General features: G+C 70.0%; 11 protein-coding genes. 6 read left to right on the top strand and 5 right to left on the bottom strand.

The window, feature by feature from the left end; genetic code table 11:
• Positions 1–63 precede the first annotated feature (63 nt).
• The gene (locus ACNFOC_RS21020) at positions 64–846 is read right to left on the bottom strand and encodes an SDR family oxidoreductase (protein WP_416960632.1); all 783 of its coding nucleotides are present in this window, start codon (positions 844–846) and stop codon (positions 64–66) included.
• A gap of 64 nt (positions 847–910) precedes the next feature.
• Positions 911–1,750, bottom strand: a complete 840-nt coding sequence (locus tag ACNFOC_RS21015; protein WP_416960631.1) for an SDR family NAD(P)-dependent oxidoreductase — start codon at positions 1,748–1,750, stop codon at positions 911–913.
• A gap of 175 nt (positions 1,751–1,925) precedes the next feature.
• Here ACNFOC_RS21015 and ACNFOC_RS21010 point away from each other — a divergent pair, with 175 nt between their 5' ends.
• Positions 1,926–2,390: a MarR family winged helix-turn-helix transcriptional regulator gene (locus ACNFOC_RS21010; RefSeq protein WP_416960630.1), complete on the top strand. Its 465-nt coding sequence runs from the start codon at positions 1,926–1,928 to the stop codon at positions 2,388–2,390.
• 14 nt (positions 2,391–2,404) lie between these two features.
• On the opposite strand, the gene ACNFOC_RS21005 is transcribed toward ACNFOC_RS21010, so the two are convergent.
• Complete coding sequence (locus ACNFOC_RS21005; RefSeq protein WP_416960629.1) at positions 2,405–3,286, bottom strand: helix-turn-helix transcriptional regulator; 882 nt, start codon at positions 3,284–3,286, stop codon at positions 2,405–2,407.
• 206 nt (positions 3,287–3,492) lie between these two features.
• Here ACNFOC_RS21005 and ACNFOC_RS21000 point away from each other — a divergent pair, with 206 nt between their 5' ends.
• From ACNFOC_RS21000 to ACNFOC_RS20980, 5 genes are all read left to right on the top strand, one after another.
• The gene (locus tag ACNFOC_RS21000) at positions 3,493–4,341 is read left to right on the top strand and encodes a helix-turn-helix transcriptional regulator (RefSeq protein WP_416960628.1); all 849 of its coding nucleotides are present in this window, start codon (positions 3,493–3,495) and stop codon (positions 4,339–4,341) included.
• A gap of 96 nt (positions 4,342–4,437) precedes the next feature.
• On the top strand, positions 4,438–4,620 hold the full coding sequence (locus ACNFOC_RS20995; protein WP_416960627.1) for a zinc-binding dehydrogenase: 183 nt from the start codon (positions 4,438–4,440) through the stop codon (positions 4,618–4,620).
• A 28-nt stretch (positions 4,621–4,648) separates the two neighbouring features.
• On the top strand, positions 4,649–5,713 hold the full coding sequence (locus ACNFOC_RS20990) for an NAD(+)/NADH kinase (RefSeq protein ID WP_416960626.1): 1,065 nt from the start codon (positions 4,649–4,651) through the stop codon (positions 5,711–5,713).
• A 145-nt stretch (positions 5,714–5,858) separates the two neighbouring features.
• The gene (locus tag ACNFOC_RS20985; protein ID WP_416960625.1) at positions 5,859–7,913 is read left to right on the top strand and encodes a phosphocholine-specific phospholipase C; all 2,055 of its coding nucleotides are present in this window, start codon (positions 5,859–5,861) and stop codon (positions 7,911–7,913) included.
• A 52-nt stretch (positions 7,914–7,965) separates the two neighbouring features.
• Positions 7,966–8,811: an LURP-one-related family protein gene (locus ACNFOC_RS20980; protein WP_416960624.1), complete on the top strand. Its 846-nt coding sequence runs from the start codon at positions 7,966–7,968 to the stop codon at positions 8,809–8,811.
• A 6-nt stretch (positions 8,812–8,817) separates the two neighbouring features.
• Here ACNFOC_RS20980 and ACNFOC_RS20975 read toward each other — a convergent pair whose 3' ends face one another.
• Complete coding sequence (locus tag ACNFOC_RS20975; protein ID WP_416960623.1) at positions 8,818–9,783, bottom strand: DMT family protein; 966 nt, start codon at positions 9,781–9,783, stop codon at positions 8,818–8,820.
• Positions 9,780–10,577, bottom strand: coding sequence for a phosphatase PAP2 family protein (locus ACNFOC_RS20970; protein ID WP_416960622.1), 798 nt, complete (start codon positions 10,575–10,577; stop codon positions 9,780–9,782). The genes ACNFOC_RS20975 and ACNFOC_RS20970 overlap by 4 nt, the downstream gene beginning before the upstream one ends.
• Positions 10,578–10,654: the final 77 nt, after the last annotated feature.

The raw sequence follows: 10,654 nt of genomic DNA, 5'->3' as shown, positions 1-10,654 counted from the left end.
CGTGGCAGAGATCGACGGCGTCGACGTCGGCTCGTACGGTCCCGCCCAGTGGCGGGGCGGATCTCAGACGGCCTGCGCGGTGGGCAGGATGGTGATCTCGGTGAGGTTGACGTGGCGCGGCACGGCGGCCATGAACGCGACGGTCTCGGCGATGTCGGCGCTCTGGAGGACGTCGATGTCGCTGATGAGGTCGGCCATCAGCTTGGACGCGTCGACATCCGTGACGTGGTCGGGGAGCTCGGTGTCGACCATGCCGGGCTCGATGGTGGCCACGCGGACCATCTTCGGGCCGAGCTCCACGCGGAGCAGTCGGGTGAGGTGGCTGATGTACGCCTTGGTGCCGGAGTAGATCGAGAACTTCGTCAGGATGCGGGTGGCCGCGATCGACGAGGTGTTGATCAGGTCGGCCGGCCCGCCCGCGGCGGCGGAGTCCGTCAGGTGGGGGAGGAACGCGGCGATCACGTTCATCAGCCCGCTGATGTTGAGGTCGATCTGGCGCTGCCAGTCGTCGACCTTCAACTCCTCGATACCGGAGATGAGTTGGACACCGGCGTTGTTGAACACCAGGTCGGCCCTGCCGAAGCGTTCGGCGACCCGATCGGCGGCGGCCTGGACGGCGGCGCGGTCCGTGACGTCGACGGCCAGGGCGAGCGCGGTGCCGCCGGCGGCCTCGATGTTCTTGACCACGCCTTCCAGCCGCTCCTTGCGGCGGGCCAACACGACCACGGTGGCGCCGAGTCGGGCGAGTCGTTCGGCGGTGACGGCGCCCATGCCGCTGGAGGCGCCGGAGACGACGGCGACACGGCCGGACAGGGGGGTGCCGGTGAGCAGGGAGGCAGAAGACATCACGAAACCTCAATCTCCTTGATAGGCAGGGTGTTTGACGATGCGTCAGGTAGTGGCTGGCGTGTCAGGCGTCGTCGTCGTGCGCGGTGGCCGCCGACTTCTCGCGCCACGGGGCAAGATCGTCCTGCACCTGCTGGTACTTGACCTCCAGCCGCTCCAGGGTGTCGCGGCCGAGGTAGAGGTGCGTGGGCAGCTTCTCCGTGCCGGTGACCTCGACGATGAGCGCGGCGCCCAGGACGGGGTCGCCGAGCTGCGCGTGGTTGGCCCGGTCGATCCAGTCGAGCGTCACGTGGGCCGGGGTGCCGTCGTAGTCGGCGATACGGTTCGCGGCGACCGAGAGCGAGCTGGAGTCGAGGAAGTCGGTGCGGAAGACGCCTGGTTCGACCACCATCGACTGGATCCCGAACGGCGCCATCTCGGCGGAGAGCGCCTCGCTGATGCCGGCGACCGCGAACTTCGACGCGGAGTACAGGCTGACACCGGGCTCGCCCTCGAAGCCCGAGCGGGAGCCGATGTGCACGAGCTTGCCCGAGCCCCGCGCACGCATCACGGGCAGGACGGCGCGGGTGACGTTGATCAGGCCGAAGACGTTGAGGTCGAACAGCGACCGCGCCTCCGCGTCGGTGATCTCCTCCAGCGCGCCGAGCAGCCCGCGGCCGGCGTTGTTCACCAGGACGTCGATACCGCCGAACCGCTCCACCGCGGCCTCGACCGCCCGCGGGATGCTGTCGTTGTCCGTGACGTCCAGGGCGACCGCGAACACGTTGTCGGACTTCTTCAGGTCGTCGGGCACCCGCTCCGGATTCCGTACGGCGACCACGACATCGTTACCGCCTGCCAGCGCGGCCCGGGCGATTTCCGCGCCGATTCCGCGGGAGGCGCCGGTGACGAACCATGTAGCCATGGGGAAAACCTCTTTCTTCGCTTCCCCTTGTGGGGGGATTTCTTGTTGACGAGAACGAGTCTGTCCCTGTGTGACGGGGCTATGAAGGCAGCGGTTTTCCTGGGAGTCCCACACCCAGGAACGGACGGCGACCGGCAAAGTCGGTGACATGTCAACAAGCTGGTACGGTGAGGCCATGTCCGAACCCCGATGGCTCACCCCCGACCAGGCCGACGTCTGGGCGAAGTACCGGCGGGTGCGCCGCGAGCTACAGCGGGCCCAGGACCAGCAGTTGCAGCAGGATTCTGGCCTCTCGGCGGCCGACTACGCCCTCCTGGCACCCCTGTCGGAGTCCGCCGACGGCGTGCTGCGGGCGCGGGAGCTGGGCGCCGAGGTCGACTGGGAGCGCAGCCGGCTGTCCCATCAGATCAGCCGCATGGAGAAGCGCGGTCTCGTCACGCGCGAGGCCTGCGCGGACGACGCCCGCGGCTCCATGGTGCGGCTCACGGAAAAGGGCCGGGAAGCGATCGAGGCCGCCGCACCCGCTCATGCGGAAAACGTGCGACGGCTTTTCTTCGACCCGCTGACATCGGACGAGGTACGCCTTTTCGGTGATTTCCTGGACCGGATCCTGGGCGCGGTCCAGCAGAATTCCCGATAACCCGGATCGGACTTTTACTGGGCGCCCCGCGCCGGATTCTGCCGGTGCGGCGCCTCGGGCGCGCTGAGCGAACCCAGCAGGGCCAGAGCGTCCGCCGAGGGCGAGTCCGGTTCCGCCCGCAGGACGATGAGCTGCTGCCCGGGCGCGCTGCGGATGGTGAGGGCCTCGTGCCGCAACTCCAGGTCCCCCACCACGGAATGGCACATCCGCTTGACCTCGTAGGGCGGGACCCGGGTGTACTCATGGGCCCACAGCGAGCGGAACTCGGCGCTGCGCACGGACAGTTCGCCGACGAGTTCCAGGATGCGCGGATCCTCGGGCGTGCTCGCGGCGGACTGCTGGAGATCGGCGACCGCGCGGTTCTTCGCCCGCTCCGGGCTCCGGTAGAACGTCTTCGCGGCGGGGTCCAGGAAGAGCATGCGCAGCACGTTGTCGTGCTGGGTGAAGTCGCGGTAGAGGGCATCGGCCAGGGCATTGGTGGCCAGCAGATCCTGGGCGTGGCCGATGATGAAGGCCGGCGTCCCGGTCCAGCTCTCGATCAGCTGCCGCAGATGCGGGCGCACCCGCTCGACGCGGGACGGCGACTTCGTACGACGGCCCGTGGGCCGCGCCAGCCGGAACAGTTCGAGCCGGTCCTCCTCCGCCAGCCGCAGCACACGGGCCATGGCCTCCAACACCCGTACCGAGGGGCTGAGTTCACGGCCCTGTTCGAGCCTGCTGTAGTAGCCCGGGCTGACCCCGGCGAGCGTGGCGACCTCGTCGCGGCGCAGTCCGGGCACGCGTCGGCGGCCGGAGCCGGTCAGCCCCACGTCGGCGGGGCTGACGCGCTCCCGGCGGGAGCGGAGGAACCGGCCCAGCCCTTCCACCGGGCCGGGGTGCGCGTCGTCGTCGTACATGGCGTCGAGGCTAGGCGGAAAACACCCGGAGAAGGTCTGCCGACGGTGGGTGCGTCGCACCCAGGATCACGGCTCCCCGGGTGGTGTCCGGGAACTCGCTGAGGCATCCGCGGGCGGCGAATCACGCTGTGTGAAGCATGTGGAACCTGGTGCGTTCGTGCACGAGCGGCCCTTCTCTACGATCGCAAGGCGTCTAGTCTTGCCGCATGAGCAATGGGACCCCTTTGGGAGATTTCCTCCGGGCCCGCCGCGAGGCCCTCAAGCCCCAGGACGTCGGTCTGCCGGAGTACGGCCGACGCCGGGTGCCGGGACTGCGCAGGGAGGAGGTCGCGCTGCTCGCCGGAGTCAGCTCCGACTACTACATCAGGCTGGAACAGGGACGCGAGAACAGCCCGTCCCCGCAGGTCCTAGAAGCCGTGGCGCGGGCGTTGAAGCTGGACGCGGAGTCCGCCGACCATCTCAACCGCCTCTGTCTGACGCCCTCGCAGCGTCCGCACGGCCGGGGTGAGACGGACGTCAGCCCGCAGTTGCTGCGGCTGATGGACGGCTGGGAGCACACTCCGGCGTTCGTCCTCGGCCAGGCTCTCGACATCCTCGCGGGCAACTCCCTCGCCACGGCGCTGCACAGCGGATTCGACGCGTTCGACAACCTCGCCCGCAATGTGTTCGTCGATCCGGCGGGGCGTGAGTTCTACCAGGAATGGGAGCGCGCCGCGCATTCCTGTGTCGCCGAGCTCCGGGCCGCCTACGGCCACGATCCCGAATCGGCCCGTATCGCCGAGGTGGTCGGGGAACTGTCCGCGGAGAGCGAGGAGTTCGCCGGGATCTGGCGGCTGCACGACGTCAAGAGCAAGTCCCAGGAAGGCAAGCACCTCAGGCACCCGGACGTCGGCGACCTGCACATCGCCTTCGCCGCCTTCACGGTCAACGGCGCCCCGCATCAGCAACTCGTCGTCTACCAGGCCGAACCGGCCGGCCCGACCGCGCAAGCCTTCGAGGCGCTGCGGGCGTCGGCCACCGAGCCGAAGAAGGCCCGGGCGAACGCGAACACCTGAGCCGGGGGCGGAAGTTGGTCCTCCCTCCGAACCCAGGAAAACCACGGCCTTCATACCGCCGCGCCGTCTGCCGAGATGCGAAGCGACAGACGGCGAGTGCGTCGTCCCCTCGACGGCGAGGGACTGCTCACCGTCCCCATCAGCGAGGTCCATCCGCTGGAACAGGTCCAGGAGGCCTACCGGCAGGTGCAGCGGCGGCACACACGCGGGAAGATCGTGCTCAGCATGGTCCCGCCCGACGAACGCCCCGCACCGGCCGCCGAATTCCGCACCCCCTGACTCCCGACCGCACGCCATGGAGGAGCCCATGCCCGTACGTCGTATCGGCCTCGTCGTCCACCAGGGACGCGAGACCGCCCGGGACGCGGCGGCCGCCGTGCACGCCTGGAGCGAGGCGCACGACGTCCGCTGCACCGAGATCGACGTGTGGGCCAAGGACCACCACCGCCGGGCCGGCCGCGAGGAGGCCGAGGCCGCGGGCAACCCCGACCTCGTCGTCACCCTCGGCGGCGACGGCACCTTCCTGCGCGGCGCCCGGATCGCCGTCAAGAGCGGGGCCGACGTCCTCGGCGTCGACCTCGGCAAGGTCGGCTTCCTCACCGAGGTCCCGGCCTGCGACATCGACGAAGCCCTCGACGCCGTGCACGAGGGACGGGCCATCGTCGAGGAGCGCATGACGCTGACCATGCGCGCCTCCCGCCCGCTGGACATCCCGGAGGAGATGGAGGCCCTGCTGCGCTACGGCCGCGGTCCCGCCCTGCCGCCGCCGCAGATCCGGCCCGAGACCACGGAAGGCGGCGGCTGGGGCTGCGCGCTGGACGTCACCGCGCTCAACGACGTCGTACTGGAGAAACTCGCCCGCGACCGGCAGGTGGGCGTCGGCGTCTACCTGGCCGGCCGACTGCTGGCGACCTACTCCGCCGACGCGCTCGCCGTCGCCACCCCGACCGGCTCCACGGCCTACAGCTTCGCCGCCGGCGGACCCGTCCTCTCGCCCCACATGGACGCCCTCGTCTTCACCCCGATCGCCCCGCACATGACGTTCAACCGCAGCGTCATCGCCGCCCCCGACGAACCGGTCGGCCTGCGCGTCCTGCCCCACTCCGGCCAGGCCATCGTCACCGTCGACGGCCAACTCCGCGGCGTCCTCGACCCCGGCGACTGGATCGGCGTCTTCCGAGCCCCCCAGCGCGTCCGCCTCGTCCGCCTGCGCCCGACGGACTTCTACGGCCGGCTGCGCGACCGGTTCCGGCTCACGGACGCGCCCGCCAACGCCCAGGACGGACCCTCGGAACCGTTCTTCCGCCCGGACACCCCCGTACCGGCGGACCTCGCGGGGATGCGCCTGCCACCGCCGGACTCCATGCGCTGAGGGGCTCACCCCCGCACGTACGGACGACTTTCACATGGGCGCCACCAGACCCTTCCCTGACGTTTGTTGCTCTTGGAACACTCGCACCGCGCGCATTTCGCCATGTTCCGGCCGGCCGCGCGTCAGGATGAGAGGTACCTCACGCATGTCCGAAGTCAACAGGCGTCGCTTTCTCCAACTCGCGGGTGCCACCACGGCGTTCACGGCACTGTCGAACAGCATCGAGCGTGCCGCCGCGCTCCCGGCGAACCACCGGTCCGGGAGCATCGAGGACGTCGAGCACATCGTCGTCCTGATGCAGGAGAACCGGTCCTTCGACCACTACTTCGGCTCGCTCAGGGGCGTCCGGGGCTTCGGCGATCCGCATCCGGTCGTGACCCGGCAGGACGGGAAACCGGTCTGGTACCAGTCGGACGGCACGAAGGACATCCTTCCGTTCCGCCCCGAGGCCGACGACCTGGGCCTCCAGTTCATCCAGGACCTCCCGCACGGCTGGAACGACGGGCACGCCGCGTTCGACAGCGGCAAGTACGACAAGTGGGTGCCGTCCAAGGGCTCCACGACGATGGCGTACCTGACCCGCGAGGACATCCCGTTCCACTACGCGCTCGCCGACTCCTTCACCATCTGCGACGCGTACCACTGCTCGTTCATCGGCTCCACCGACCCCAACCGCTACTACATGTGGACGGGTTACACCGGCAACGACGGCGTCGGCGGCGGCCCGGTCCTCGGCAACGACGAGGCCGGCTACAGCTGGACGACCTACCCCGAGCGTCTCGAGAAGGCCGGGGTCTCCTGGAAGATCTACCAGGACGTCGGCGACGGCCTTGACGCCAACGGCAGTTGGGGCTGGATCCAGGACGCCTACCGGGGCAACTACGGCGACAACTCGCTCCTGTACTTCAAGCAGTTCCAGAACGCCCAGCCCGGCGACCCGCTCTACGACAAGGCCCGCACCGGCACCGACGCCCGCAAGGGCGAGGGCTTCTTCGACCAGCTGAAGGCCGACGTCAAGGGCGGCAAGCTGCCGGAGATCTCCTGGATCGTCGCCCCCGAGGCCTTCACCGAGCACCCCAACTGGCCCGCGAACTACGGCGCTTGGTACGTCGCCCAGGTCATGGACGCGCTGACCTCGGACCCGGAGGTGTGGGCGAAGACGGCCCTGTTCATCACCTACGACGAGAACGACGGCTTCTTCGACCACCTGCTCCCGCCGTTCGCGCCGGGCTCGGCCGCGCAGGGCAAGTCGACCGTCGACGTCGGCCCCGACCTCTTCAAGGGCAACGCCACCAACCCGGCCGGTCCCTACGGCCTCGGCCAGCGGGTGCCGATGATCGTCGTCTCGCCCTGGAGCAAGGGCGGTTACGTCTGCTCGGAGACCTTCGACCACACCTCGGTCATCCGGTTCATGGAACGCCGCTTCGGTGTCCACGAGCCCAACATCTCGCCCTGGCGGCGCGCGATCTGCGGCGACCTGACCACCGCGTTCGACTTCTCCCACAAGGACACCAAGAAGGTCCCGCTCCCGGCCACCGACGGCTACCGGCCGCCCGACGGCAACCGCCACCCCGACTACGTGCCGACCCCGCCCGCCAACCCGGTGCTGCCCAAGCAGGAGCGCGGACTGCGCCCGGCCCGGCCGCTCAAGTACGCGGCCACGGTGGACGGTTCGGCCGACACGGCCGCCGGGAAGTTCACGCTCACCTTCGCCTCCGGCCCGAAGGCGGGCGCCAACTTCCTGGTCACCTCCGCCAACCGCACGGACGGGCCCTGGAGTTACACCACCGAGGCCGGCAAGTCCGTCTCGGACGCCTGGAACTCGGCGTACTCGAACGGCTCCTACGACCTGACCGTGCACGGCCCGAACGGCTTCCTGCGCGTCTTCAAGGGCCCGGGCAAGACCGCAGGACCCGAGGTCACCGCCCGCAACTGCGGCGACGACGCCGAGCTGATCTTCACCAACAAGGGCTCCGGCACAGTGCAGTTGAGGGTCGCCAATGGCTACGGCGGCCGCAGCCAGACCTTCAAGGTGCGGACGGGCGCCACCGTCCGGCACACCTTCGACCTGGGCGCGAGCAAGCGGTGGTACGACCTGACGGTCACCTCGGACGGCGACGCGACGTTCCTGCGGCGATTCGCCGGACATGTCGAGAACGGCCGGCCGGGGGTCAGCGACCCGGCGATCGCGACCGCTTGAGGGGCTTCGTGAGACCGGTTGTTTTCCGGGGCACTCGCGGTAGTGTGCCCCGGTGACCACGCATTCGAACACACCTGCAGGCTGGTACCCGGATCCGCACGGAGCGCCCCAGACCCTCCGCTACTGGGACGGCGCGAAGTGGACCGAGCACACCAACGCGGACCAGCAGGGCCAGGCCGCCCAACAGCAGCCGCAGGCCGTGCCGCAGCAGCAGGCGGGGCCTGATCCGCGGGCCCAGCGCCAGGTGAAGCAGCAGGTGCAGCAGCAGGCCGGGGTCGCCGGGGGCGGCCCCGGCGGCGGCAGCCTGTTCACCGAGCCGGTCCTCGTGGTGAACCAGAAGGCCAAGCTGATCGAGCTGACCAACGAGTACAAGGTCATGGATCAGAACGGCAATCTGATCGGCTCGGTCAGCGAGATAGGCCAGAGCGCGCTGAAGAAGGCGCTGCGTTTCGTCTCCAGCCTCGACCAGTTCATGACCCACCGGCTGGAGATCCGGGACGCCTACGGGCAGCCGCAGTTGGTGCTGACCCGGCCGGCGAAGATCATGAAGTCCAAGGTGATCGTGTCCCGTCCGGACGGCTCGACCGTGGGCGAGATCGTGCAGAAGAACATGATCGGGAAGATCAACTTCGCGCTGAACGTGGACGGCCAGCAGATCGGCGCGATCAAGGCCGAGAACTGGCGGGCGTGGAACTTCGCCATCGTCGACCACGCGGACAACGAGGTCGCCCGGATCACCAAGACCTGGGAAGGCCTCGCCAAGACGATGTTCACGACCGCGGACAACTACGTCCTCCAGATCCACTACCAGCTGCCCGAGCCGCTGCTGAGCCTGGTGGTGGCGACGGCCCTGACCGTCGACACCGCGCTCAAGCAGGACTCGCGCGGCCTCGGCTGACCCCGCTCAGAGCGCGGTGAGATGCCCCGGCGCGGACTTCCGGTCCGGCTGCCTGGGCAGCAACGCCGGTTCGGCGGAAGCCGATCGAGGCTCCAGCGCCAGTACGGCGGCCACGGGATGATCGTGGTCGTCGTACTCGTGCGTCAGCGGTACGGCGGGTGTCACCCGGGTCAGCAGGACCACGCCCCAGGACGCGATTCCCGCTCCCGTCAGCGCGAGCAGGACGCCGGCCGCGCCGCCCTGGAGGCGTTCGCCCAGCAGCGCGAGGCCGATCGCGGCGGCGGCCACCGGGTTCGCCAGGGTCACCACCGCGAGCGGGGCACCGAGACCGCCCCGGTAGGCGGTCTGCGAGAGCAGCAGCCCGCCCGCCGCGAACACCGCGACCAGCAGGGCGACTCCGACCACCTGCATGCTCAGCAGCGGGCCCGAACGGTCCGTCGCCGCGACCGTCACGGTCTGCGTGAGCGCGGAGGCCACACCCGAGGCGACACCGGACGCCGAAGCGTGCCGTAGACCGGGCTTCGCACCGCGGCGGGCCAGCAGGCCGATGAGTGCGGACGTGGTGCCCGCGACCGCCAACGCCTGGGGAACGGTGAGTACTTGGTCGGGCTGCGGGCCGGACGCCGTGACCAGCAGGGCCGACAGGCCCAGCAGGGTGAGGGCGGTGCCGCGCCACTCGACCGTGGTGACCCGGCGGCCGGCCACGCGGGCGCCCATCGGGACGGCGGCGACGAGGGTGAGGGCTCCCAGCGGCTGTACGACGGTCAGCGGGCCGTACTTCAGGGCCACGACGTGCAGCAGCGCGGCCGACGCGTTCAGGACGACCGTCCCCCACCAGGATCCGGTGGCGAGCAGCCGCATCATGCCGGCGTCGGAGTTGCGGGAGGCCAGCCGTTCCTGGGCCACGGCGGCGGCCGCGTAGGCGACGGCCGAGAACAGGGACAGGACGACGGCGACGAGGGTGGCGTTCATCGGCTTGCTCCGACGAGAACCGGCCGCTTCTCGGGGGCGAGTTCCGGCTGACCGCGTCCTGCCGTGCTCGCCGTGCGGTGCGGCGGGTGGATCAGCGCGAGGGCGACACCGAGCATGGCGGCGGCGACGATCGCGTCGAGCCAGTAGTGGTTCGCCGTGCCCACGATCACGACCAACGTGACCAGGGGATGCAGCAGCCACAGCCAGCGCCAGCGCGACCGGGTCGCGACGATCAGGCCGATCGCCACCATCAGGGCCCAGCCGAAGTGCAGCGAGGGCATCGCCGCGAACTGGTTCGAGAGGTGGTCGCTGGTCGGCGGACCGTACACCGAGGGGCCGTAGACCTTGGCTGTGTCGATCAGGCCCGTCGCGGCCAGCATGCGCGGGGGCGCGAGGGGGAACACGAAGGGCAGCACCAGGGCGGCCGAAGTGACCGTCGCCAGGACCCGGCGGGCCCAGACGTAGTGCGCGGGGCGCCGCAGGTACAGCCAGACCAGGAAGGCCACGGTGGCCGGGAAGTGGACGGTCGCGTAGAAGGTGTTCGCGATGTGCACGAGGGTGTCGCCGTGCAGCAGCACCGACTGCACCGAGCCCTCGCCGGGGAGATGCAGGGTCCGCTCCAGGTCCCACACGCGCCGGGCGTTGTGCAGGGCCTCACCGGTGTGGCCCGTCGCCAGCTGGCGGCCGAACTTGTAGACGAGGAAGAGCCCTGCGACGAGCAGGAGCTCACGGACGAGTGGAGGCCGCGCTATCGCGCTGGTCCCCTTCTCTGCAGGCTCGGTGCGGGCATTCATCCCCCGGCCCCTTCGCTGACGGTGGTGCGTGTGGTGGTGCAGGCCGGGTTTGTGACTCGGCTCGCGGCCCGAACTCA

Origin of the sequence: Streptomyces colwelliae, from assembly GCF_048158785.1 — a bacterium.
Classification (GTDB): domain Bacteria; phylum Actinomycetota; class Actinomycetes; order Streptomycetales; family Streptomycetaceae; genus Streptomyces.
The sequence above is the reverse complement of the archived record's forward strand: the minus strand, read 5'-3'. Positions and strand labels throughout refer to the sequence as shown.